Annotated in this window: 17 protein-coding genes and 1 pseudogene; 9 read left to right on the top strand and 9 right to left on the bottom strand. The window is 73.5% G+C overall.

Annotated elements, in window-relative coordinates; genetic code table 11:
• Positions 1-91 precede the first annotated feature (91 nt).
• The gene (locus JHAT_RS02220; protein ID WP_077796298.1) at positions 92-1,069 is read left to right on the top strand and encodes a pirin family protein; all 978 of its coding nucleotides are present in this window, start codon (positions 92-94) and stop codon (positions 1,067-1,069) included.
• A 71-nt stretch (positions 1,070-1,140) separates the two neighbouring features.
• On the top strand, positions 1,141-2,250 hold the full coding sequence (locus tag JHAT_RS02215) for an AI-2E family transporter (protein WP_077796297.1): 1,110 nt from the start codon (positions 1,141-1,143) through the stop codon (positions 2,248-2,250).
• On the opposite strand, the gene JHAT_RS02210 is transcribed toward JHAT_RS02215, so the two are convergent.
• Positions 2,157-4,346, bottom strand: coding sequence for a SpoIIE family protein phosphatase (locus JHAT_RS02210; RefSeq protein ID WP_077796296.1), 2,190 nt, complete (start codon positions 4,344-4,346; stop codon positions 2,157-2,159). The two genes, JHAT_RS02215 and JHAT_RS02210, sit on opposite strands and share 94 nt — an antisense overlap.
• Before the next feature lie 191 nt (positions 4,347-4,537).
• Here JHAT_RS02210 and aspS point away from each other — a divergent pair, with 191 nt between their 5' ends.
• Positions 4,538-6,301, top strand: a complete 1,764-nt coding sequence (aspS, locus tag JHAT_RS02205) for an aspartate--tRNA ligase (protein WP_077796295.1) — start codon at positions 4,538-4,540, stop codon at positions 6,299-6,301.
• Between the two features lie 936 nt (positions 6,302-7,237).
• Here aspS and JHAT_RS35070 read toward each other — a convergent pair.
• The 4 genes and pseudogenes from JHAT_RS35070 to JHAT_RS02185 all read right to left on the bottom strand — a co-directional run.
• A pseudogene (locus JHAT_RS35070) lies at positions 7,238-7,975 on the bottom strand (helix-turn-helix domain-containing protein); the annotation flags it as partial.
• Between the two features lie 199 nt (positions 7,976-8,174).
• A complete protein-coding gene (locus JHAT_RS02195) occupies positions 8,175-8,540 on the bottom strand; it encodes a PH domain-containing protein (RefSeq protein ID WP_077796294.1) in 366 nt (121 codons plus the stop codon).
• Positions 8,541-8,656: 116 nt separating this feature from the next.
• The gene (gene metG, locus JHAT_RS02190) at positions 8,657-10,387 is read right to left on the bottom strand and encodes a methionine--tRNA ligase (RefSeq protein WP_077796293.1); all 1,731 of its coding nucleotides are present in this window, start codon (positions 10,385-10,387) and stop codon (positions 8,657-8,659) included.
• 119 nt (positions 10,388-10,506) lie between these two features.
• Positions 10,507-12,024 (bottom strand): VWA domain-containing protein, encoded by a 1,518-nt coding sequence (locus tag JHAT_RS02185; protein ID WP_077796292.1) that lies wholly within the window; start codon positions 12,022-12,024, stop codon positions 10,507-10,509.
• Between the two features lie 265 nt (positions 12,025-12,289).
• On the opposite strand from JHAT_RS02185, the gene JHAT_RS02180 reads away from it, so the two are divergent.
• Positions 12,290-14,368 (top strand): PhoX family phosphatase, encoded by a 2,079-nt coding sequence (locus JHAT_RS02180; protein WP_077796291.1) that lies wholly within the window; start codon positions 12,290-12,292, stop codon positions 14,366-14,368.
• Positions 14,369-14,387: 19 nt separating this feature from the next.
• Here the strand turns inward: JHAT_RS02180 and JHAT_RS02175 are convergent, their stop codons facing one another.
• The 3 genes from JHAT_RS02175 to JHAT_RS02165 all read right to left on the bottom strand — a co-directional run bounded on the left by JHAT_RS02175 (position 14,388) and on the right by JHAT_RS02165 (position 17,021).
• Positions 14,388-15,398 carry an endonuclease/exonuclease/phosphatase family protein gene (locus JHAT_RS02175; protein WP_077796290.1) on the bottom strand — a complete coding sequence of 337 codons (1,011 nt, stop codon included), beginning with the start codon at positions 15,396-15,398 and terminating at the stop codon, positions 14,388-14,390.
• Positions 15,399-15,516: 118 nt separating this feature from the next.
• Positions 15,517-16,431: a hypothetical protein gene (locus JHAT_RS02170; RefSeq protein WP_077796289.1), complete on the bottom strand. Its 915-nt coding sequence runs from the start codon at positions 16,429-16,431 to the stop codon at positions 15,517-15,519.
• Between the two features lie 134 nt (positions 16,432-16,565).
• On the bottom strand, positions 16,566-17,021 hold the full coding sequence (locus JHAT_RS02165; protein WP_077796288.1) for a hypothetical protein: 456 nt from the start codon (positions 17,019-17,021) through the stop codon (positions 16,566-16,568).
• A gap of 140 nt (positions 17,022-17,161) precedes the next feature.
• Here JHAT_RS02165 and JHAT_RS02160 point away from each other — a divergent pair, with 140 nt between their 5' ends.
• Positions 17,162-18,328 carry a PP2C family protein-serine/threonine phosphatase gene (locus JHAT_RS02160; protein WP_253195371.1) on the top strand — a complete coding sequence of 389 codons (1,167 nt, stop codon included), beginning with the start codon at positions 17,162-17,164 and terminating at the stop codon, positions 18,326-18,328.
• Positions 18,329-18,392: 64 nt separating this feature from the next.
• Positions 18,393-19,460 (top strand): hypothetical protein, encoded by a 1,068-nt coding sequence (locus JHAT_RS02155; protein WP_077796286.1) that lies wholly within the window; start codon positions 18,393-18,395, stop codon positions 19,458-19,460.
• Positions 19,461-19,514: 54 nt separating this feature from the next.
• Here JHAT_RS02155 and JHAT_RS02150 read toward each other — a convergent pair whose 3' ends face one another.
• Positions 19,515-19,736 carry a hypothetical protein gene (locus JHAT_RS02150; RefSeq protein ID WP_077796285.1) on the bottom strand — a complete coding sequence of 74 codons (222 nt, stop codon included), beginning with the start codon at positions 19,734-19,736 and terminating at the stop codon, positions 19,515-19,517.
• Positions 19,737-19,851: 115 nt separating this feature from the next.
• Between JHAT_RS02150 and JHAT_RS02145 the strand changes: the two genes are divergently transcribed.
• The 3 genes from JHAT_RS02145 (at position 19,852) to JHAT_RS02135 (ending at position 23,806) form a co-directional block, all read left to right on the top strand.
• Complete coding sequence (locus tag JHAT_RS02145; protein WP_077796284.1) at positions 19,852-21,201, top strand: helix-turn-helix transcriptional regulator; 1,350 nt, start codon at positions 19,852-19,854, stop codon at positions 21,199-21,201.
• Positions 21,202-21,302: 101 nt separating this feature from the next.
• Positions 21,303-22,010, top strand: a complete 708-nt coding sequence (locus JHAT_RS02140; protein ID WP_253195375.1) for a GAF and ANTAR domain-containing protein — start codon at positions 21,303-21,305, stop codon at positions 22,008-22,010.
• Positions 22,011-22,135: 125 nt separating this feature from the next.
• A complete protein-coding gene (locus JHAT_RS02135) occupies positions 22,136-23,806 on the top strand; it encodes a glycoside hydrolase family 13 protein (RefSeq protein WP_077796282.1) in 1,671 nt (556 codons plus the stop codon).
• Positions 23,807-23,808 lie beyond the last annotated feature (2 nt).

Here is a 23,808-nt window from a genome sequence, read left to right as displayed (position 1 = left end):
CCCGGAGGGAATGCCCTCCGGGCTCTTTCGGTTGGGGGTGGCAAGAAGTTCAACGCTCAACTAAAGTGGGCGTACCCGAGGAGGTACCGACATGCCTGCAGTGACCGTCGAGAACCCGTTGACGCTGCCCCGCGTATCCGCGCCCGCCGACGCCGTGGCACGTCCCGTGCTCACCGTCACGACCGCGCCGAGCGGTTTCGAGGGCGAGGGCTTCCCGGTGCGCCGCGCGTTCGCCGGGATCAACTACCGCCACCTCGACCCGTTCATCATGATGGACCAGATGGGTGAGGTGGAGTACGCGCCCGGAGAGCCCAAGGGCACGCCCTGGCATCCGCACCGCGGCTTCGAGACCGTCACCTACATCATCGACGGGATCTTCGACCACCAGGACTCCCACGGCGGTGGCGGCACCATCACCAACGGCGACACCCAGTGGATGACGGCAGGTTCAGGCCTGTTGCACATCGAGGCGCCGCCGGAACAGCTGGTCATGTCCGGCGGTCTCTTCCACGGCCTCCAGCTGTGGGTGAACCTCCCGGCCAAGGACAAGATGATGGCGCCGCGGTACCAGGACATCCGCAGCGGCTCGGTGCAGCTGCTCACCTCCCCCGACGGCGGCGCGCTGCTGCGCGTCATCGCCGGTGAGCTGGACGGCCACGAGGGCCCCGGCATCACGCACACGCCGATCACGATGGTCCACGCGACGCTCGCGCCGGGCGCCGAGGTCACGCTGCCCTGGCGGGAGGACTTCAACGGGCTGGCGTACGTGCTGGCCGGACGCGGGTCGGTGGGGACCGAGCGGCGTCCGGTCCACCTGGGGCAGACGGCCGTCTTCGGCACCGGCTCCTCGCTGACCGTCCGCGCCGACGAGAAGCAGGACGCGCACACCCCCGACCTCGAGGTCGTCCTCCTGGGCGGACGGCCCATCCGCGAGCCCATGGCCCACTACGGCCCGTTCGTCATGAACACCAAGGACGAGCTGATGCAGGCCTTCGAGGACTTCCAGAAGGGCCGGCTGGGCACCGTCCCCGCCGTGCACGGCATGTCCGCCGAGGGCCCCGGCGCCTGACGGCCGCGCGGCCTCACCCGGGCGGGCCGTCCGCACAGGACAGCCCGCCCGGCGTGTGATCGGCTGGAGCGGTGCACCTGCTTCCCGGTCCGGTACGCCGTTTCGCCGCCTGGTGCGTCGTCCTCCTGCTCGCCAGCGGTGTCGTCTACGTCGTCATCCGGCTGTGCGCCGAGTTCCGCACCGCGGTGACGCCGGCGCTGCTCGCGCTGCTCGGCACGGCCCTGCTGCGGCCGCTGCACCGGCGGCTGGTGAAGGCGCACGTGCAGCGGTCGCTGGCCGCGGGGCTGACCTGCGTCGCCGTCGTGGCCGTGGTCGGCGGGGCCGTGTACATCGTGGCCGCCGCGCTCGTCGACACCGGCGACCAGATCATCGCCTCCCTCAAGGACGCGGCGCGGGGCGTCGCCGAACACTTCGGGGCGGCCGGGACGTCGCTGGACGACCTCGCGTCCAACTCGCGCGAGCTGCTGGGCAAGTTCGGCGGTACGGCGGCCTCCGGGGTGATCACCGGGGTGAGCGTGGCCGGCGAGATGATGGCCATGGCGGTCCTCGCGCTGCTGCTCGTCTTCTTCTTCCTGCGCGACTCCGACCGCGCCGTGGGCACGGTGCGCTCCCTCGTCCCCCGGGGAAGCGCCGACATGGTCGAGGCGATGGCCCGGCGGGCCTTCGGGGCCGTCGAGGGTTTCATGCGGGGCACCACCCTCATCGCCCTCATCGACGCCGTCTGCATCACCGTGGGACTGCTGGTGCTCCGCGTGCCCGGCGCGGTCGGGCTCGGCGCGCTGGTCTTCGTCGGCGCCTACATCCCCTACCTCGGCGCCTTCCTCTCCGGCGCCGTCGCCGTGCTGGTCGCGCTCGCCGACCGCGGGTTCGTCATCGCGCTGTGGGCCCTCGGGGTGGTGCTGGCCGTGCAGGTGCTGGAGGGGCACGTGCTCCAGCCGATGATCCAGAGCCGGACCGTGCAGATGCACCCGGCGGTCGTGCTGCTGGCGCTCACCGCGGGGGCGTCGGTGGCGGGCATCCTGGGCATGCTCTTCGCCGTCCCCCTCACCGCCGCCGCGTTCGGGATCGTCCACGAGCTCCAGGGCCGCTACTCGCCCTCCGAGAAGGCGTCCACGAGTCCCGACACGGCGTCCGGACCGTCCTCCGGCCCGCCCCCGGACCCGCCCTCCCGGGACTCGTAGAACTCGAACCAGATGCTCTTGCCCTTGCCGCGGGGGGCGACGCCCCACGCGTCCGAGAGCAGCTCGATCAGCATCAGGCCGCGCCCGGAGGACGCCATCTCCCCCGGCCGCCGCTTGTGCGGCAGGTCGTCGCCGCTGTCGGTGACCTCCACCCGGATGAGCCGCTCGCCCGGCTTCCCGCCGACCTCGGCCACCAGCAGCGCGTCGGCGTCGGTGTGGACCAGGACGTTCGTCAGCACCTCGGACAGCAGCAGGACCGCCGCGTCCCGCTGGTCCTCGTCGGACCAGTCGTGCAGCAGGTCCCGCAGCAGCTGCCGGGCGGCCGCGATCCGCTCCGGCTCGGCCTGCGCGACCGTCAGCACCGTGCGCCGTACGGGGGGCCGGGCGACCGCGCTGGGGCCGTGACCGCAGCTCTCGTCCCGCCAGCACACCAGTACCAGGGCGATGTCGTCGTCCCGGCGGTCGGCCAGGGGGCCGGTGGTGTGGTGCGAGGACGGCCCATGCACCGCCTGGACGAGTGCGTCGGCCAGTTCCTCCAGGTCGCCCCCGTGCTCCTCCAGGACCGTGCGCAGCCGGTCCCAGCCGGTCTGGAGGTCGTGGCCGCCCGTCTCGACCAGTCCGTCCGTGCACAGCATCAGGGTGTCGCCGGGTTCCAGGGCGAGCCGGGAGATCGGGTAGTCGGAGTCCGGGTCGACCCCGAGCGGCAGGCCGCCCTCCGTGGCGAGGATCAGCGCCGTGCCGTCGGCCATCCGCACCACGGGGTCCAGGTGCCCCGCGCGGGCGCTCTCCACGACGCCGGTCGTCGGGTCCACCTCCGCGTAGAAGCAGGTCGCGAAGCGCAGGTCGGAGGGGCCCTCGGTGGAGTCGGCCAGGCTGTGGAAGAAGTGGGAGGCCCGGGAGAGCACCGCGTCGGGCCGGTGGCCCTCCGACGCGTAGGCGCGCAGGGCGATGCGCAGCTGGCCCATCAGCGCGGCGGCCCGTACGTCGTGCCCCTGGACGTCGCCGATGACGAGGGCGAAGCGGCCCCGGGGCAGCGGGATCATGTCGTACCAGTCGCCGCCGACCTGGAGCCCGCCGCCGGTGGGGACGTAGCGGGCGGCGATGCTCATGCCGGGGATCTCGGGGCCCAGCGCGGGCAGCATGGTGCGCTGCAGGTCGTCGGTCAGCTCCCGCTGGGTCTCGGCGGCGCCCGCCCGGGACAGCGCCTGCGCCAGCATGCGGGCCACGGTGGTCAGCACCGACCGCTCGTCCGGTGTGAAGGCGACGGGATAGGTGAAGGCGGCCATCCAGGCGCCCATGGTGCGGCCCCCCGCGACCAGCGGCAGGAAGGCCCAGGACTGGCGGCCGAAGCGCTCGGCGAGCGGCCAGGTGATCGGGTAGCGGGAGCGGTACTGGCCGGGGGAGGAGAGGTAGACGGCGCGGCCGGTGCGGACCGCCTCGGCGGCCGGGTAGTCCGTGTCCAGCGGCATGTCCACGAACGGGTCCATGTCGTCCTGCGGCTGGCCGTGGTGACCGATGACCGTCAGGCGATCGCCCGACACGCCGAAGACGGCGAGCCCGTCCGGGGTGAAGCCCGGCATCGACAGGCCCGCCGCGACCCGCAGCACCTCCTCGGTCGACCGTGCCTCGGCCAGGGCCCGGCCCGCGTCCAGCAGGAACGCCTCCCGGGAGCGGCGCCAGTCGCCGGTGACCGCGCTGCGTGCGGCGGAGGTGCCGGGGGTCGGCTCGGTGACCTCCTGGAGGGTGCCGATCAGCTCGTACGCCTTGCGCACACGGTCGTAGGACGGCTTGGAGCGGCTGCGCACGACACGGATCACCTGTCCCCGCTCGTCCACGATCCGGATCCGGACCTCGGCGACGGTGTGCTCGGAGACGGCCAGCCGGACCACACCGGTGATCTCGTTCCAGTCGACGGGGTGGAGCCGGGCACGTGTCTGGGCCTCGGTGAGACTCGTCCGCTCGGCCGGCAGACCGAGCAGCCGCGCCGCCTCGGCGTCGACCGTGACCCGCCCGGCGGCGGTGTCCCAGTGCCACAGGCCGGTTCCGAGAGCGGCGAGGACGTCCCCCACCTCGGGAAGGGGCTCACCAGTGCACATTGCCCCACTCTAAGAAGAGGTCTTCGAGGGCTGCCACCGCTCGCCCCTGTGGTATTGGTGAGGAACCGAGCCCCGGGTCCCCGGTACGCTGGGGTTGTTTCACGTGAAACACGGACCGCGAGACCACGCCAGGTGAGCCCGTGAGATCCGTGGGACACAGCCCCCGATCCGCGAAGACTGGATGAACGACGATGCATCGGTACAGGTCCCACACCTGCGGCGAGCTCCGCTCCTCTGACGTCGGCACCGACGTCCGACTGAGTGGCTGGCTGCACAATCGGCGCGACCTGGGCGGCATCCTCTTCATCGATCTGCGCGATCACTACGGCATCACGCAGCTCGTCGCCCGTCCGGGCACGGAGGCGTACGAGGCGCTGGACAAGCTGACCAAGGAATCGACCGTCCGGGTCGACGGCAAGGTCGTCTCCCGCGGCGCCGAGAACGTCAACGCCGACCTGCCCACCGGTGAGATCGAGGTCGAGGTGGGCGAGGTCGAGCTGCTCGGCGCGGCCCAGCCCCTGCCCTTCACCATCAACACCGAGGACGGGGTCAACGAGGAGCGGCGGCTGGAGTACCGCTTCCTGGACCTGCGCCGCGAGCGCATGCACCGCAACATCATGCTGCGCACGGCGGTCATCTCGGCGATCCGGCACAAGATGACGGCCCTGGGCTTCAACGAGATGGCGACGCCGATCCTGAGCGCCACCTCCCCGGAGGGCGCCCGTGACTTCGTCGTCCCGTCGCGCCTGAACCCCGGCAAGTTCTACGCCCTGCCGCAGGCGCCGCAGCAGTTCAAGCAGCTGCTGATGATCTCCGGCTTCGACCGCTACTTCCAGATCGCGCCCTGCTTCCGCGACGAGGACGCCCGCGCGGACCGCTCGCCGGGCGAGTTCTACCAGCTCGACGTGGAGATGAGCTTCGTCGAGCAGGAGGACGTCTTCCAGCCCATCGAGAAGCTGATGACCGAGCTGTTCGAGGAGTTCGGCAACGGCCGTCACGTGACGTCGCCGTTCCCGCGCATCCCGTTCCGGGAGGCGATGCTGAAGTACGGCTCCGACAAGCCGGACCTGCGCGCCAAGCTGGAGCTCGTCGACATCACCGACATCTTCCAGGGCTCGGAGTTCAAGGCCTTCGCCGGCAAGCACGTGCGGGCCCTGCCGGTGCCGGACGTCTCCGGCCAGCCGCGCAAGTTCTTCGACCAGCTGGGTGACTTCGCCGTCTCGCAGGGCGCCAAGGGCCTGGCCTGGGTCCGCGTCGGCGAGGACGGCACGCTGTCCGGCCCGATCGCGAAGTTCCTCACCGAGGAGAACGTCGCGGAGCTGACCAAGCGCCTGTCGCTGGCCGCCGGTCACGCGGTGTTCTTCGGCGCGGGCGAGTTCGACGAGGTCTCGAAGATCATGGGCGCGGTGCGGGTCGAGGCCGCCAAGCGCGCCGGTCAGTTCGAGGAGGACGTCTTCCGCTTCTGCTGGATCGTCGACTTCCCGATGTACGAGAAGGACGAGGAGACCGGCACGATCGACTTCTCCCACAACCCCTTCTCGATGCCGCAGGGCGGCCTGGAGGCCCTGGAGACCCAGGACCCGCTGGACATCCTGGGCTGGCAGTACGACATCGTCTGCAACGGCGTCGAGCTGTCCTCCGGCGCGATCCGGAACCACGAGCCGGAGATCATGCTCAAGGCGTTCGAGATCGCGGGGTACGACCGGGAGACGGTCGAGGAGAAGTTCGCCGGCATGCTGCGCGCGTTCCGCTTCGGCGCCCCGCCGCACGGCGGCATCGCCCCGGGCGTCGACCGCATCGTGATGCTCCTCGCGGACGAGCCGAACATCCGCGAGACGATCGCCTTCCCGCTCAACGGCAACGCCCAGGACCTGATGATGGGCGCGCCGACGGAGCTGGACGAGTCCCGCCTGCGCGAGCTGCACCTGCAGGTGCGCAAGCCGCAGCCGAAGTAGTCCGCCGACGACACGGCAGAGGGGCCGGCCACCGATCCGATCGGTGGCCGGCCCCTCCGCCGTCCCGCCGCCACCGCCCCGCTTCAGCCGCCGAACGCCGACGCGGGCCCGGGATGGGGCGGGGATCGGTACCGAACAGGTCGTCGGCCCGTGTGACGGAGTACGCCCGGTTCAGCAACCGGGTCAGGACCCGCAGTTCGGAACAGTTGGTGACGCGTTCCCAGACATCGGCGGTGACGAGAACTCCTCGTCCCTGCAGGATTCTGAGTACGGCGATCGCATGTCCCTCGGCCAGGCCGTCCGCCCATCCCTGCGCGTACTCGTCGGTCCAGCCGCCCGCCCGCGCGCGGAGGTGGGTGACCTCCTCCAGGGTCAGAGAGTCACGGCGGCTGATCTCGGTCAGGTGGGCGTTCTCGTCGTCGATCGCTGCCTGCGGGGGAACGCCGAGGGCCGTGCAGAAGGCTGTGGTCATGGCACGGCCGCTCAGCTTGTCCCGGAGCTCCGGGCTCAGGCACTCGCTGCTGAGGTCACGGTTCACGGAGCGTCCTTCGGGAGTTCCGTCGGGTCCGCACCCGGGGTGAACAGGTCCTCCGCCCGCTCCACCGTGCCGGCACGGTCGAGCCAGTCGTTGAGGCGGGCGAGGTCGGTGCAGGCGGTGATGCGCTGACGGACTTCGTCGGTGAGGGGAACGCCTCGTACCTCCAGAGCGCGCAGAATCCCTTTGGCCTCGCCCTTGGCCTCCCCTTCGGCCTTGCCCTCCAGGTATTTCTCCTCGAAGTACGTCTTGTGGCCCGGGAAGTGGGTGACGACGTTGTTCATCTGCTGCCTCCAGTTCTCCCTGTGCGGGGTGTTCGCCAAGCCGAGTTCCACCACCTCGAACCAGTACGCGGTGACCGACGGCTCGAAGGACGCAAGTCCGCGGGCGACCTTTTCCAGCCGGAACGGCGGCGGGGGCGGCAGCTGGGCGGCCAGGCGGTGGGCGAGGAGGGCGGCCGGCCGGATCAGGGGCTCGTTCGGCAGGTTCTCGGTCAGGGCGTGGCGTACGGCGCTGGGGGTGACCTCGCGCTCCAGCCAGGCGGCGACACCTGGGGCGAGGTGCTCGGCGTCGGTGGCGGAGAGGAGGAGGCGCGGGTCGCGGTGGCGCAGACCGGAGAGGACGTCGACGGCCGCCTGGAGGAGGGTGGGCGCGGGACACGAGGGCCGGGGTACGGCGGGGAGGCGCTTGCGCGGCGGTGGCTTCTCCTGGGCCGCGCGTCGTGCCGGCCGCGGGGAGGGCGTCTCACGGGCGGCGCGGTGTCCGGGCTTGTTGCAGGAGACCGTGCGGGTGACGACCCGGCCGGTGGGCGTGCGTTCGCGGGTGCGGTGCAGGTAGCCGTGGGTTTCGAGCTCGCGCAGGGCGGCGGCGATGCGGGTGGGTCCCTCGGGGAAGCGGGCGGCGAGGGACTTGATGTCGACGGCGGTGCCCGGCCGCACGGACTGGATGCAGCCCGCCAGGCCGATGGCGAGCAGGGACAGCTCCGGGTGCTGGAGCAGGTGGTTGCCGATCACCGTGAAGTTCTCGGTGTGGCGCGCGTTGTCGTGGACGACGCCGGCGAACGGCCGCGCGTCGGCGTGGTTCTTGCCGCGGTTGCGGGACTGGGCGCGCGGGGGCGCGCTAGGGTTTTCGGTACCCATCGGGAAGCCCTACTTCCTCGGTGGTCAGGCCCTCGCTTTGGGATTCCGAGTCCCGGCGAGGGCCGTCGCATGTCCGGGGTGGTGTCGCGCTGAGCGTAAGCCAGACAACAGGTGCCGAATCCAGCCCAGTTGGGCATATTCACCCGCTGGAGTGAATATGCCCCGCGGGAGGGAGGGGAGGGGCTTGGCGGCCCGAGCCCTACCGCGCCACGAACTGGGTCAGGATCGCCTGGACCTCGTAGATGTCGACGCCCTTGGTGAAGGTCTTCTGGATCGGGGTCGCGCTGCCGGAGAGCCAGATCTTCAGCTCGGCGTCGAGGTCGAAGTGGCCGGCCGTCTCCACCGCGAAGTGGGTGATGCTGCGGTACGGGATGGAGTGGTACTCGGTCTTCTTGCCGGTGATGCCCTGCTTGTCGACCAGGAGCAGCCGGCGGTCGGTGAACAGGATGGTGTCGCGGATCAGCAGGTAGGCCGCGTAGACCTGCTCCCCCTGGCCGAGCAGGCGCGCGTACTCCTGCTGAGCCTGGCCCGGGTCGATGCTGTGCGCGTTGCCGAACAGTGCCATGGATGGATCCCCCCACGTGAATGGATCACGCCGACGCGTGATCTTCGCAATCTAGCCCACGCGTCAGGGCCCGGGAACATGTGTTCCCGGGCCCTGACATGGGTGGTGCGAGGTCGTTACGCGGCCTGCGGCTCGCCGCCGAAGCGCTCCTTGTACGCCTCCAGGTCCTCGTCCGTCAGCTTGGCGAAGAGGACCGGCGGAACGGTGAAGGGGACGCCGGCCGTGACCGTGGTCAGGGCGCGGGCCTCCTCGGGGGTGACCCAGCTCGCCGTGTCGTCCGGGAGGGAGAACGCCCGGCGCATGGCGGCCGTCGACGCCGGGATGAAGGGCTCCGAGACCACCGCGTAGAGGTGGATCAGGTTCATCGCCGTGCGCAGGGTGAGGGCGGCGGCGTCCTTGTCGGTCTTGATCTCCAGCCAGGGGGCCTTCTCCTCCAGGTAGGAGTTGCCCGCCGACCACAGGGCGCGCAGCGCCGCGGCGGCCTTGCGGAACTGGAGCGCCTCCATCTGGGTCTCGTACTCCGCGAGGAGCGACGCGATCTCCTCGCCGAGGCGGGCCTCCGCCTCGCCGGGCTCGCCGCCCGCCGGGACCTCTTCGCCGAAGCGCTTCTTCGAGAAGGACAGCACGCGGTTGACGAAGTTGCCGAGGGTGTCGGCCAGGTCCTTGTTCACCGTGGCGGTGAAGTGCTCCCAGGTGAAGGACGAGTCGTCCGACTCCGGGGCGTTGGCGATCAGGAAGTACCGCCAGTAGTCGGCCGGCAGGATGTCCAGGGCCTGGTCGGTGAAGACACCGCGCTTCTGGGACGTGGAGAACTTGCCGCCGTAGTACGTCAGCCAGTTGAACGCCTTGACGTAGTCGACCTTCTTCCACGGCTCGCGGACGCCCAGCTGCGTGGCCGGGAACATCACGGTGTGGAAGGGGACGTTGTCCTTGGCCATGAACTCGGTGTAGCGGACCGGGTTCTCGCCGGTGTCCGCCTCGTACCACCAGGACTTCCAGTCCCGGTTCTCCGGGTCCTGGTCCGCCCACTCCTTCGTCGCGCCGATGTACTCGATCGGGGCGTCGAACCACACGTAGAAGACCTTGCCCTCGGCCGCCAGGTCAGGCCAGGTGTCGGCCGGGACCGGGACGCCCCAGTCCAGGTCGCGGGTGATCGCCCGGTCGTGCAGCCCCTCGGTGAGCCACTTGCGGGCGATGGACGCGGCCAGCTGCGGCCACTCCTCCTCGTGCCGGGCCACCCACTCCTCGACCTCGTGCTGGAGCTTCGACTGGAGGAGGAAGAGGTGCTTGGTCTCGCGGACCTCCAGATCGGTGGAGCCGGAGATCGCCGAGCGCGGGTCGATCAGGTCGGTCGGGTCCAGGACGCGGGTGCAGTTCTCGCACTGGTCGCCGCGGGCCTTGTCGTAGCCGCAGTGGGGGCAGGTGCCCTCCACGTAGCGGTCCGGGAGGAAACGGCCGTCGGTGGGGCTGTAGACCTGGCGGATGGCGCGCTCTTCGATGAAGCCGTTCTCGTTGAGCTTGCGGGCGAAGTGCTGGGTGATCTCGACGTTCTGCTGCGAGGAGCTGCGGCCGAAGTAGTCGAAGGCGAGGGCGAAGCCGTCGTAGACCGCCTTCTGGGCGTCGTGCGCCTGCGCGCAGAAGGCGTCGACCGGCAGCCCCTGCTCCTTGGCGGCGAGCTCGGCGGGGGTGCCGTGCTCGTCCGTGGCGCAGATGTAGAGGACGTCGTGGCCGCGCTGGCGCAGGTAGCGGGAGTAGACGTCCGCCGGGAGCATGGACCCCACCATGTTGCCCAGGTGCTTGATCCCGTTGATGTACGGAAGGGCGCTGGTGATGAGGTGTCGAGCCATCGGGGGCTGCTCCCAGGTTGATACGTACGGAACCTTCAAATCGTAGCCGACACGGGTGCGCCGCCCGCTTCCCGTTTTGCGGGGTGAGAAGCGGGCGGCGGTGGGCGGGCGGTGGCGGGTCAGGGACGCCAGGCGGCCAGGATGCCCTCGTAGAGCTCCTTGTCGGTGAGCTCCTTGGGGGTCTCGCCGGCCAGGAAGTGGGACGCGTTGTCCGTCGTGAGCTTGCGGAGGTAGTCGAACGCCTTGTTCTCCGGGTCGCCGAAGGCGACGAAGGAGAAGTGGATGTCCGGGTGGCTCGCGGCCGCGTCCGTGAGGGCCTGGGTGGCCGGGGTCCTGGCGTCGGGGGCGCCGTCGGTCTGGAAGACCACCAGGGCGGGGGTGCCCGGGGCCTCCTCGTCGTGCCGGGCGAGGACGGCCTCGACGGCGGCGTGGTAGCTGGTGCGGCCCATGCGGCCGAGGGCGCCGTGCAGCTCGTCGATCTTGTTCTCGTGGTCGGTGAGGGTCAGCTCGCCGGTGCCGTCCACGTCCGTGGAGAAGAACGTGACGCGGACCGTGGCCTCGGGGTCGAGGTGGGCGGCGAGCGCGAGGGTCTGCTCGGCGAGGGCCTGGGCGGAGCCGTCCTTGTAGTACGGGCGCATGGAGGCGGAGCGGTCGAGGACGAGGTGGACCTTGGCGCGGGTGCCGGTGAGGGCGTGCTTCTTCAGGGCGGCGCCGGCGGCCTTGTAGGCGGTGGTGAGGCCGGGGGCGCGGGAGCGGATGCGGGCGGCGGGGGTGGCGGGCTTGGGGGTGGGGCCCTGCGGGGCCTTCCCGTCGGCCTCGGCTTCGCCTTCGGCCTCTGTGTTCCCACCCGCACCACCCGTGCTGGTTTCGTCGTCGGGCGCGGGTGGCCCCTGTGGGGCTTCCCCGGCGTCGGCGGCTGCGGGTTCGGGGGTGGTGGGCTCCGGTTCCGGTGCCTGCTCGGGTTCGGGCTGCGGTTCCGGGACCTGCTCGGATTCCGGCTGCGGGGCGGGTTCGGGCTTGGCCTCGATTTCCGGCTGCGGCTCGGGCTTGGCTTCGGCCTCAGGCTCAGCCTCGGCCTTGGCTTCGGCCTCCGGCTCGGGCTCAGGCTTGGGTTCGGCCTTGGCTTCGGCTTCCGGCTCGGGCTCAGGCTTGGGTTCGGCCTTGGTCTCGGCCTCCGGCTCGGGCTCAGGCTTGGGTTCGGCCTTGGCCTCGGCCTCCGGCTCCGGCTCGGCCTTGGCCTCGGCCTCCGGCTCCGGCTCGGGCTTGGCCTCGGCCTCCGGCTGCGGCTCGGGCTCGGTCTCCGGCTCCGGGGTGGACTCGGTCTCGGACTCCGGCTCCGGGGTCGGGGTTTCGTCCGGGGAGCGGGTCGGCTTGGGGACCGTGACGTTGGTGAACGCGGCCTTGACGAGTTCGTGCTCGTCGGTCTCGGCGGTCTCGGTGCGGGGCTCGGGGACCTGGGCGGTCTCCGGCCGCTCCGGGGTCCCGGCCGGCTCCTCGGGCGCGGTGGGCTGGGACGGGAGCGTCGGCTCCGGAGCGGCGGCCGGTGCCGCCGTCTCCTGCGTCGCACCCTCCGCCTGGGCGGCCCGTGCTCTGCGTGACCGGCCGAACGCGTTCCGCAGGAGAGTGAGAATGCCCATGTGCGCAACCCTTCGCGTGAGTTGATGCCCGTCAATCCCTGGCCAGGACGGACACGTAAGGTTAGCGGCCCCCTCTTGTGATCTTGCGCAGGGTTGGGCGGGGGTCACCGGCGCGTCAAGGGCCGGATCCGGCCGCGGCTCATTCCCGTCCCGCTGTCGCGGGTTCACCCGTCGTTCATCCCGATGCCCGGCTCCCGCACGTATGTGCTCTTACGGTCGCGCTGACACCAAGGGCATCACAGGGCATCCCAGGGGAGAACGAGAAGTGCGCAAGCTGCTGCCGTTGATCGGAACGCCGTCCGGTTCGCATCCCGGTGGCCGGTCCGCCATGACCTGCCGTTTCCGGTGTGGTGACGCCTGCTTCCACGAGGTGCCCAACACCAGCTCCAACGAGTACGTCGGCGACGTCATCGCGGGCGCGCTCAGCCGCCGCTCCATGATGCGCGCCGCGGCCGTCGTCACCGTCGCCGCCGCGGGCGCCGGTGCCGTGGGCGTGGCGGGGGCGCCCTCCGCCCAGGCCGCGCCGGCGGCCGGGAAGGGACACGGGCACCGGTCGAAGCCGCAGGGTGCGCGCGGACTGCGGTTCGCGCCGGTGGCCCCCAACACCGAGGACGCCGTCGTCGTACCGGAGGGGTACCGGCAGGGCGTCGTCATCCGGTGGGGCGAGCCCATCCTGCGCGGGGCTCCCGCCTTCGACCCCGAGAACCAGACCGCGAAGGCCCAGGCCGGGCAGTTCGGGTACAACAACGACTTCCTCGCGCTGCTGCCGCTGAAGGGCGAGCGCGGGCGGCAGCTCCTCGTCGCCAACCACGAGTACACCGACGAGGTGCTGATGTTCCGGGGCTACGACCCCGAGAACCCGACCCGCGAGCAGGTCGAGATCGCGTGGGCCGCGCACGGCCTGTCCGCCGTGGTGGTGGAGGAGGACCACCGCAGCGGCAGGCTGACGCCGGTGCCGCGCCACCACCTGAACCGGCGCGTCACCGCCACCACCGAGTTCCGGCTCACCGGCCCGGCCGCCGGCTCCGACCTGGTGAGGACCTCCGCCGACCGGACCGGCCGCAAGGTGCTCGGCACCCTCAACAACTGCTCCGGCGGCACCACCCCGTGGGGCACCACGCTGCACGGCGAGGAGAACTTCAACCAGTACTTCGCCAACAGCAGCCGGGCCACCGACAAGCGCTACGGCATCGGCACCGGCGCCACCGAGCGCAAGTGGGAGCGGTTCGACAAGCGCTTCGACGTCGCCCGGGAGCCCAACGAGGTGCACCGCTTCGGGTACGTCGTCGAATTCGACCCGTACGACCCCACCTCCACGCCCCGCAAGCACACCCTGCTCGGCCGCTTCAAGCACGAGGCGGCGACCGTGCGGCTGACCTCCGACGGGCGCCCGGTCGTCTACACCGGCGACGACGAGCGGTTCGACTACTTCTACAAGTTCGTCGGCAGCAAGCGGATGCGGCACGGCGACAGCCGGGGCGCGCGCGAGCACAACCTGTCGCTGCTCGACGAGGGCACCCTGTACGTCGCCAAGCTCACCGGCGACTCCCCGGCCGCGGACATCGACGGCACCGGGAAGCTGCCGGCCGACGGCGAGTTCGACGGCAGCGGCCGCTGGATCCCGCTGGTCACCGCCACCGCCCACGGCGCCGTCTCGCACGTCGAGGGCATGACGGCGGAGGAGGTCTGCGTCTTCACGCGGCTGGCCGGCGACAAGGTCGGCGCGACGAAGATGGACCGGCCCGAGGACATCGAGCCGTCCCCGCGGACCGGCAAGGTCTACGTCGCCCTCACCAACAACTCCAACCGCGGCAAGGCCGGCTCCGCGGGCCCCGACGAGGCCAACCCGCGCGTCGCCAACAAGCACGGCCACGTCCTGGAGCTCACCGAGCGCCACAACCGGGCCGACGCCACCACGTTCGCCTGGTCGCTGTTCCTGGTGGCCGGCGACCCGGAGGACCCGGCGACGTACTTCGCCGGCTTCCCGAAGGAGGCCGTCAGCCCGATCTCCTGCCCCGACAACGTGGCCTTCGACCCCCACGGCAACCTGTGGATCTCCACCGACGGCAACGCGCTCGGCACCCACGACGGCCTCTTCGGCGTCGCGACGAAGGGCGACCGGCGCGGTGAGCTGAAGCAGTTCCTGACCGTGCCGACCGGCGCGGAGACCTGCGGCCCGCTCGTGCAGGACCGGCGCGTGCTGGTCTCCGTGCAGCACCCGGGCGAGGTCGACGGCGCCTCGGTGGAGCAGCCGGCCAGCACCTGGCCCGACGGCCCCGGCAGGATCGTGCGCCCGGCGGTCGTGGCGGTGTGGCGCGCGGACGGCCGCGACATCGGCGTCTGAGCACCCCGGTACGGCGGGGTCAGCCGGCCGCCGCGTGCAGCGTGAGGTCGACGACCAGCGCGCGGTGGTCGGTGTCGGCGAGGACGAGGAAGCGGGCGCGGTGGGCGGCGAAGTCCCGCGACACCAGCACGTGGTCGATCTGCGTGCCGAGCACCGGGGTGGTCCGGGCCGGCCAGCTGGGCGTGCGGTCCTCGCCGGCCAGGCGGGCCGCGTCGTGCAGCCCGGTGTCGAGGATGCGCCGGAAGGCGGCGTGGTCCTGGGAGGCGTTGAAGTCGCCGGCGAGGACGGTGGGGGTCCCGTCGGCGCCGGCCGCGGCGTCGCGCAGCCGGCCCAGCTCCGTGCGCCACAGGCCGAGCTGCTCCGGCAGCGGCGGCATGGGGTGGGCGAGCTGGAGGCGCACGGCGTGGCCGCGCACGTCGGCGACCGCGCCGGGCATGCCCATGGTGCCGGAGACGCCGGGGGCGGGCGCGAGCGGGAAGCGGCTCAGGATGACCGACCCCTCGGAGCCGCCGCCCTCGACGGCCCGCCGGTGCGGGTAGTCGGCGCCGAGCTCCCGCCGCAGGGCCGCGTCGCACGTGTACTCGCACTCCTGCACGAACAGCAGGTCCGGTTCCTCGCGGCGCACCGCGTCGATCAGGGCGTCGGTGCCCTGCCCGAACTCGACGTTCGACGTCAGCACCCGCACCTCGGCGACGGGCGGCCCGGCCGGCTCCCCGGCCTTGCCGTACGGCTCGGTGAACCAGGCCAGCAGTCCGAGCAGCGCCACGCCCCATACCGCTCCCGGCCACCACCGGGCGAGGAGCGTCAGCAGCAGCCCGGCCCCGGCCGGCACCAGCAGCCAGGGCAGGAAGGCGAGCAGTTGCGGCACCGGGGTGATGCCGTCGGTGTCGGCGATCCGGCAGCCGACGACCACGCTGACCCCGGCGAACAGCAGCCCGGCGCACCAGGCCCCGAACCGCCGCCCGGTCCGGCGGACCGTCGGCCCGCCGGGCGTGTGCGTCCCCTCGTCCCCCGCCGTGTCGGTGTCCACGTCCCGGCCCTCCGCTCGCGGGTGCGTTGCCCGGATCCTCCCCCAAGGACGGCGGACGCGGGCGGAAAGTTTCCCTCCGCCCCCGAGCCGGCTCCCGAACCGGCCCCCGCGCCGGGCCTCACAGCCGGGCTCGGGGCGGGCGGGGCGGCGCCGGGTCGACGGTGGGGCCCGCGGGGCGTCGGCGGCGGCGCAGCAGGTGTCCGTACCGGCCGGTGAGCCAGGAGGCCGCGGCGACCGTCAGACCGAGGCCGACCAGCAGCCAGGAGGCCGTGCGCAGGGTCGCGGTGAGGGCGTCGTACACGGCGCCGGCGGCCGGACCGTCGACCGCGCCGGGCAGCTCGGCCAGGGTGAGCCGGCGGCCGACGAGGACCGCGAGGACGAGCAGCATCCCGCCGACGGCCGTGCCGATGCCGGCGGCCGTGAGCGCACGTCGGCGGCAGGCGGCCACGGCGATCCCGGCGACGGCGAAGACGACGGCCGCGAGCGGCAGCCAGAAGGCGGCGACGTCGAGCACGTGGTAGCCCTTCCTGAGCCGGTCCACCTCGTGGGCCGGGAGCACGGTGACCTCGGTGTGCCGGACCGGGATCCGCTGCGCCAGCGGCACGTTGTCGTGGACGAGGCGGCCGCGGACCCGGGCGGTGACGGGGGCCAGGTCGACCGTGACGGGGTGCCCGGCGGACCCCTCGTCGCGCAGGGCGCGCAGCACGGCGGTGTGGACGGTCCGGTTGGCCGCGTCCCAGCCCGCGCGGAAGGCCCCGGTCCGGGTGAAGGAGCGGGCCGCGTCCTGCACGTAGAGGCGTACGGTCGCGCGCAGGGGACCGGCGCCCACCTCGTTCATGACCCCGTCGCCCACCGTGTCCGCGACCGCGTCCCGCACGCGCGGGTCGGCGGCGAGCGGCGCCATGGCGGCGGCGTACCGGCCGGTGTCGGCCAGCCCGTACGCCGCCCAGGCCGCCAGCGTGCCGCACGGGGCGAGCAGGCAGGCGAGGGCGATCAGGACGGCCGACAGGCCGCGTCGGAGACGTGAGGGCACCCTCCCAGGCAACGCCCGCGGGACGGTCCCGGCGAGCGGGGCGCCTGCAAACGGCCCCGCCGGCGAGCCGAACGGCCGAACGCACGGCCCCCACCGCACCGCCCGGCGCCACCGGGGACCGCGGACGACGCGGCTCAGGAGATCCGGTGACCCTCGGCGTCCTCGCTCGTGTAGTAGCGGTAGAACAGCGCGGCGGCCACCGCGGCGGCCAGGAGCAGCGAGGCGAGGATGCACGTGAACATGGCCACGCCGCTCTGCGCGTACAGGAAGCCCAGCGCGCTGCCGGCGAACGCGCCCCACAGCACCGCGTGCCCCTCGCGCGGCAGCCGCGCGGCCACCGCCCGGACCGCGGCGTACAGGACGACGAACGCGAGGGCGGTCAGGAAGCCGAACAGCAGGTTCCAGCCGGTGATGGGGCCGCCGTAGCGCCGGTTGGCCGCGGCCCAGTAGCCGTAGACGAGCCCGGCCAGGACCGGCACCGCCCACTTCGCCACCCTGTGGGTGCGCGGGCCGAAGACGTCCGGCAGCGCCGTCGGGCGCGTGTCCGGCGCGCGGTCGGACGTTCCCCGGGTGGGTACCGCATGAGCCATGGGAGCACTCCTCTCTCCTCGCCCCCGACTACCAGGGCACACCGGGGAGGTGCGGGTGGCAAGTCAGGATGCGTGGGGTGGGGGCCCGTGCTTCGCTGGGGCCCGTGAGGGGTCGCGGGAAAGGGTCTCCGGAAGGGCCGGTGCACGGCCGGTGGCGTCCGGTCGGCCGGCTCGTCCGGGACGCCGGCCGGGGGGACGCCGTCTCCCGGCGCGAACTGCTGAGCGTGCGCGGCCGGAGCGTCGCCTGGCTGGTCCCGCTGGTGCTGCTCGCCGGCATCGTCGCGGCCGACACCACGACCGACGCGTTCCAGATCATCTCCTGGACCGTGCTCGTGCCCGGCGTCGCGGCCGCGATCTGCGGGACGCTGGAGACGGGGTTGTTCGCGGCGCTCGCGGTCGCCGTCTTCGTCCTGGCCGACACCACCTGGCAGCACCAGGACAGGACCGACACCTCGGGCCTGGTCCTCGTCGTCCTCGGCGGGCTCGTCGCCGTGGCCGTCGCCGCGCTCCGCGTCGCCGGCGAGCGGCGCATGATGCGCATGCGGGACATCGCCGACACCACCCGCCGCACCGTGCTGCGCCCGCTCCCGGAGGGGTTCGGCGGCCTCGACCACGCCGCCGTCTACCTCCCCGCGGACACCGAGGCCCGCGTGGGCGGCGACTTCTACGACATCCAGCCCGGCCCGCACGGCACCCGCGTCCTCATCGGCGACGTCCAGGGGAAGGGGCTGGGCGCGGTGGAGACCGCGGCCGCGCTGCTCAGCACGTTCCGGGAGGCCGGCTACCACGAGGCGGACCTCGGGACGGTCGCCGAGCGCATGGAGACCCGCATGGTGCGCCACCGCCGGCAAACGGCCGCCCTCGGCCGGTCCGACGGCGACCGCTTCGCCACCGCCGTGCTGATCGGCTTCTGCGACGACCTGCCCGACGCCGTGGACGCCGTCGTCCTCGGCCACGACCCCCCGCTGGCGGTCGGCCCGCGCGGCGTGCGGGAGCTGCCGACGGTCGGCGGGCTGCCGCTGGGCATGGCGGAGCTCGCCCCCGGGGCGCGGGTGTCCGTGAACCGGGTGGCCCTCGCCCGGGACGAGACGCTGCTGCTGGTCACCGACGGGGTGACCGAGGCCCGGGACGCCGAGGGGCGCTTCTACCGGCACGGCGAGGAGGTGGCCCGCGCCGTCGCCGCCGATCCGCGCGACGCCGCGCCGCGGCGGTTGGTGGCCCTCGTGCGGGACGGAACGCTGCGGCACTGCCGGGGGCGGCTGGCCGACGACACCATGGTGTTCGCGGTACGGCGGCTGAACGGTTGAGTGCCCCGCTTCGCAGTCGCAGCGGCTACCGTGCTGCCGTACGTGATCGACAGGGGGAGGGGACATGCCCGGAACCGTGCTGCTGCTCGCGGCGTCACCCGTGGGCCGGGGGTGTCTGGTGGACGCCGCCTCCGTGCTCCCCGTGCTCGCCGCCGTGCCGCCCGCCGTGCTGGCCGGCACGGACACCGCGAACGTCGTCGAGCTCGCCGACCCGCTGGAGCCGCAGGCCGTCCTCACCCGGCTCCGCGCGGCCGCGGCGGCCCCGGGTCCGCTGACCGTGTACGTCACCGGGCAGCTCCACCTGGACCGGCGCGAGCGCCTGCCCCACCTGGCGCTGGCCCGGACGACCCCCTCGACGGTCCGCTACACCGCCCTGCCCTGGCACTGGATCCGCGAGGAGCTCCGGCTGCGGCCGACCGGCGCGACGACGCTGCTGCTGGATCTGCACGCCGACCGGGAGACCTGGGAGTGGCTGCGGGCCCACCCGCTGGACTCGGGGCGCAACAACGCCGTCTACGGTCGCATCGCGCCACCGCCCTCGCGGCGGACCGTGGCCGCCCCCGCGTACATGCGCGGTGTCGCGACCGTCCTGCGCAGCGGCCACCGGCCGCCGCCGGACCGGCTGCACCAGGAGGCGCTGGCCCGCTGCGCGGCCGACGGCGGCGGGAGCGGCGCGGACCTGGTGCTGGCGGCGCCCGGGCCGGTGGCGGGGGACCCGCACGCCGTCATCTCCGCCGCCGTGCGGGCGGGACGGCACGGTGACGCCGACGCGCTGGCCGCGCGCCACGAGCGGGCCGCCGCCCTCGCGCTCGGACCCGCCTCCGAGGACGCGCTGCACTGGGCGGAGGTCCGGGCCGACCTGGCGATGTTCGCCGGGGACCCGGCGCGGTCCTGCCGTGCCTGGCTGGCGGTGGCCGAGGCCCGCCTGCGGGCCGGGCAGGAGCCGGGCACGCCCGCCGTGGAGGCGGCCGTGGACCGGGCCCACCACCAGTGGGGGCGGATCCGCGACGCCGCGCGGGCCCGTGAACTGGGTGCCGCGCTCGCCGCGTTGCGCGGCCGGGTGCCCGGCCGGCGCGAGGGCGCGCTGGACCACGTGCAGCGGGAGCTGGGCCGGTTGCAGACCCAGGGCTGACGCGTCCCCTCCGCGCCCCCGCGGCCGCTGCGCGCGCCCGCGCGGCACCAGAGGTCAGCCGGAGTCGGGTCGCGGTGTCGGCGTGCTCCCGTCCAGCCGGACGTCCGACGCGAGGTGGCCGCCGACCTCCTCCACCCGGACGCTCCCGCCCTCCGGGGGGTCCTCCGCCGACGGGGCCGGGCCCGCGTTGCCGGCCAGGACCAGGGCGGCCACGGCCACGGCGGCGGCGACGAGGCCCCTGGCGTACCGTTCGGCGGTGCGTGTGCGGTCGGACACGGCATCCTCTGGGGGAAGGTGTGGGAGGCTTTCAAGCGCTGTTAAACACGCTTAATCCGCAATTTAACCTAGGGCCGCCGGAGCCGAACGGCAAGAGGCGCAGGGGGAGTTGACCGTGGGGGACCGTGAAGACCGTGTGACCATCGGACGTCGGGTGCAGCGGCTGCGGGCCGAGCGCGGGATGACGCAGCGGCAGCTCGCCGAACCGGCGTACACGGCCGCCTACATCTCCACCCTGGAGGCCGGCCGCGTCCGCCCCTCCGACGAGGCGCTGCGGCACCTCGCCGAGCGGCTCGGCGTCGGCTACGAGGAGCTGGCCACCGGCCGTCCGGCACGGCTCGCCACCGACCTGCGGCTCCGGCTCACCGAGGCGCGGCGCACGCTCGCCACCGGCGGCGCCGAGCGGGCGGCCGGGCAGTACGGCGAGCTGCTCGCCGAGGCCGAGGCGTACGAGCTGCCCGAGGAGCGGGCCGAGGCGCTGCTCGGGCTCGGCGAGTGCGCGGTGGAGACGGGCGAGCTGGCGAGCGGCCGGCGGTACTTCGAGCGGGCGGAGGAGTGCCTGGCCGACGCCGACGCGCCGCTGCCGGCCCGGGTCCCGGCCCTGCGCGGACGTGCCCTCACCCATTACCTCGCCGGTGAGCTCCGGTACGCCGTCTACCTCCTGGAGTCCACCCTCGACGAGCTGAACCGCGGCGGCCTGCACGACCCCGACGCGCTGCTGCTGCTCTACGCCAGCGTCATCGGCCCCTACATGGACATGGGCGCCCACGCGCGGGCCGCCCAGGCCGCCGAACTCGCCCTCGCCCTCGCGCCCCGGGCCGGCGACCCGGCGCTGGTGGCCCGCATGCACCGCTCCGTCGCCCGCACGCTGCTCGCCGAGGGCCGCCTCGCCGAGGCGGACGCCTCCCTGGCCAAGGCGGCCGAGCTGTACCGCACGCTGCAGCTCCGCACCGAGCTGGCCAACTGCCACTGGATGCGCGGCTACGTCTGCGCCCAGAACGGCGAGCTGCCCCGCGCCGAGGAGGAGATGCGGCAGGCCCTGGACATGCTGTCCGTCACCCGTGCCGCCCTCTACAGCAGCCAGGTCGCCGTCGAGCTGGCCGACGTGCTGCACCGGCGCGGCAAGTCCGCGGAGGCGGCCGAGCTGCTGCGCGGGGTCCTGGACGACCTGTCCTCCGAACGCGGTGCCGTGCACGCGGCGGGCGCGCACCGGCTGCTCGGCATCATCGCCGAGGACGCCGGCGACACCGAGGCCGCCGAGGAGCACTACGTGCGGGCGCTGAGCCTGCTGGAGCGGGCGGGAGCCGCCGGTGACCTGGCCGACCTGTGCCGGCTGCTGGGCGACCTGCTGCGCCGCACCGGCCGGGTGGAGGCGGCCCTGGACGCCTACCGCACCGGCCTCGGGCACCGCACGGCACCCGGCACGACCACCCTGGGCCCGGCGCCCGCGCAGCCTCCGCTGTAGAGCCGCTCTCGCAACAGGCCCTGGAGCCCCGCGTCCCGGTTTCCACCGGTCGGTCACGGGTAGTCGGGCTTGCGGCCACGCGAGCGAAGGAGGCGGTGCGCGTGCTGCCCGGCGACCACTCCCGCCGGCCCCCGGACGACGGGCACGACGCCGGGGTGCCGGGACGCCTCTGCAGGGTCGCGGTCAGGCTGCTGCCGGTGACCGGCGCGAGCGCGTCGCTGCGCGACGGTGACGGCCTCCCGGTCCGGCTGTGCGCCAGCAACGACCGCGCCTCGTACCTCGCGGAGGTCCAGGCCACCCTGGGCGACGGGCCGTGCGTCCTCGCCGCCGCGACGGGCGCCCCGGTGCTCGCCGGCGACCTGCGGTCCGGCGCCGACGCCGAACGCTGGCCCCTCTTCGCCCAGGAGGCGACGGCCGTCGGCGTGAGCGCCGTCCACGCGTTGCCGCTGGGCAGCGACACGGTGTGCGTCGGCACCCTCGACCTCTACCGCGACACCCCCGGCGGCCTCACCGGGCCCGAGCTGAACACGGCCCGGCTCCTGGCCGGCGTCATGACCACGGCCCTGATGGCGCTGCCGCCCGAGGGGGAGGACGACGACGGGGACGGGGAGGTCGCCTGGCCGAGCGGGCTGACCGACGACCACGACGAGGTCCACCAGGCCGTCGGCATGATCATGGCCCAGCTGGGCGTCGGCTCCGACGAGGCCCTGGCCCGGCTGCGCGGCGCCGCCTTCGCCCGGGGCCGCACCGCCCGCGACGTCGCCCACGACGTCCTCACCCACCGGCACCGCTTCGACCGCGACGACTAGGCAGTGCCGTCCGGATTCCGCCGGAGGGCCCGGTCACCGGCGCGTCCCGCCGCCCGCGCGTTCACTTTTGGGGTGATGTGGACAGACCTACTCGTGTCGCCCGCACGCACCGCGAAGGAGCCCGCGTGACCGTACGCAGCACCACCAGCACGCCCGACCTGTCGTCCAAGGACCCCAACTGGTGGCGGCAGGCCGTCATCTACCAGGTCTACCCCCGCAGCTTCGCCGACGCCGACGGCGACGGGCTCGGTGACCTGCGCGGCATCACCCAGCGCCTGACCCACCTGGCCGCCCTGGGCGTCGACGCCCTGTGGCTCAGCCCGTTCTACCCGTCCGAGCTGGCCGACGGCGGCTACGACGTCGACGACCACCGCGACGTCGACCCGCGCCTGGGCACCCTGGACGACTTCGACGCCCTGGTCACCGAGGCCCACCGCCTCGGCCTGAAGGTGATCGTCGACCTGGTCCCCAACCACACCTCGCACCGCCACGCCTGGTTCCGCGAGGCCCTGGCCGCCGGTCCCGGCTCGGCCGCCCGCGACCGCTACGTCTTCCGGGACGGCCGCGGCGAGCACGGCGAGCTCCCGCCCACCGACTGGCAGTCCGTCTTCGGCGGCAGCGCCTGGCGGCGGGTGCCGGACGGCCAGTGGTACCTGCACCTCTTCGCACCCCAGCAGCCCGACCTGAACTGGGAGAACGAGCAGGTCCGCGCCGACTTCCGCACCACGCTGAAGTTCTGGTGCGACTGCGGCGTCGACGGCTTCCGCGTCGACGTGGCCCACGCGCTGGTCAAGGACCTCACCGAGCCGCTGCGGGACCTCGGCGCCCCCGAGCTGAGCAGCGAGGCCGCCCTCACGGAGTTCGCCCCGGGCACCCACCCCTTCTACGACCGCGACGACGTGCACGAGGTCTACCGCGACTGGCGCAAGATCCTCGACGCCTACAGCCCGCCGCGGACGGCGGTGGCCGAGGCCTGGGTCCCGGGCGCCCGGCGCGCGCTGTACGCCCGCCCGGACGAGCTGGGCCAGGCCTTCAACTTCGAGTACCTCCAGGGCCGCTGGGACGCGGCGGAGCTGCGCGAGATCATCGCCGGTTCGCTGGCCGACGCGCACGCCGCCGGCGCCTCCGCGACCTGGGTGCTGTCCAACCACGACGTGGTCCGCCACGCCTCCCGGCTGATCCTGCCGCCCGGCACCGACACGGACGCCTGGCTGCTGTCCGGCGGCCGCGCCCCGGCGATCGACGAGCGGGCGGGCCTGCGCCGGGCCCGCGCGGCGACGCTGCTGATGCTGGCGCTGCCCGGCTCGGCGTACGTCTACCAGGGCGAGGAGCTCGGCCTGCCGGAGGTGGCCGACCTGCCCACCGAGGTCCTCCAGGATCCGATCTGGGAGCAGACCGGGCACGTCCGCAAGGGCCGCGACGGGTGCCGGGTGCCGCTGCCGTGGACGACGAGCGGGCCGTCGTACGGCTTCGGCGCGGGCGCGGCCTGGCTGCCGCAGCCGCCGCGCTTCGCGGAGTACTCCGTGCAGGCCCAGGACGGGGTGGCGGGCTCGACCCTGGAGCTGTACCGCACGGCCCTGCGCCTGCGCCGCAAGCTGCTCGACGGCGAGTCGCTGACCTGGGCGGACGACGTGCCGCCGGGCGTGCTCCAGTTCGACCGCTCGGACGGCTGGCGTTGCGTCGCCAACCTCTCGGACGCGCCGGTCGCCCTGCCGGCGGGCGAGGTGGTGCTGACCAGCGTGCCCCTGGAGGACGGCCGGCTGGGGCCGGACACGACGGCGTGGCTGGTGAGGTAGCG

It is taken from the genome of Streptomyces sp. JHA26 (assembly GCF_002005565.1).
Lineage (GTDB): Bacteria > Actinomycetota > Actinomycetes > Streptomycetales > Streptomycetaceae > Streptomyces.
Note: the sequence above shows the minus strand (reverse complement) of the source record. Positions and strands in the feature narration are given on the sequence as shown.

What these genes read in the sequence shown, in the direction of transcription:
- JHAT_RS02220 (WP_077796298.1), top strand. Translation starts at nt 92, where the DNA reads ATGCCTGCAGTGACCGTCGAGAACCCGTTGACGCTGCCCCGCGTATCC.
- JHAT_RS02210 (WP_077796296.1), bottom strand. Translation starts at nt 4,346, where the DNA reads ATGTGCACTGGTGAGCCCCTTCCCGAGGTGGGGGACGTCCTCGCCGCT.
- aspS (WP_077796295.1), top strand. Translation starts at nt 4,538, where the DNA reads ATGCATCGGTACAGGTCCCACACCTGCGGCGAGCTCCGCTCCTCTGAC.
- JHAT_RS02195 (WP_077796294.1), bottom strand. Translation starts at nt 8,540, where the DNA reads ATGGCACTGTTCGGCAACGCGCACAGCATCGACCCGGGCCAGGCTCAG.
- metG (WP_077796293.1), bottom strand. Translation starts at nt 10,387, where the DNA reads ATGGCTCGACACCTCATCACCAGCGCCCTTCCGTACATCAACGGGATC.
- JHAT_RS02185 (WP_077796292.1), bottom strand. Translation starts at nt 12,024, where the DNA reads ATGGGCATTCTCACTCTCCTGCGGAACGCGTTCGGCCGGTCACGCAGA.
- JHAT_RS02165 (WP_077796288.1), bottom strand. Translation starts at nt 17,021, where the DNA reads ATGGCTCATGCGGTACCCACCCGGGGAACGTCCGACCGCGCGCCGGAC.
- JHAT_RS02155 (WP_077796286.1), top strand. Translation starts at nt 18,393, where the DNA reads ATGCCCGGAACCGTGCTGCTGCTCGCGGCGTCACCCGTGGGCCGGGGG.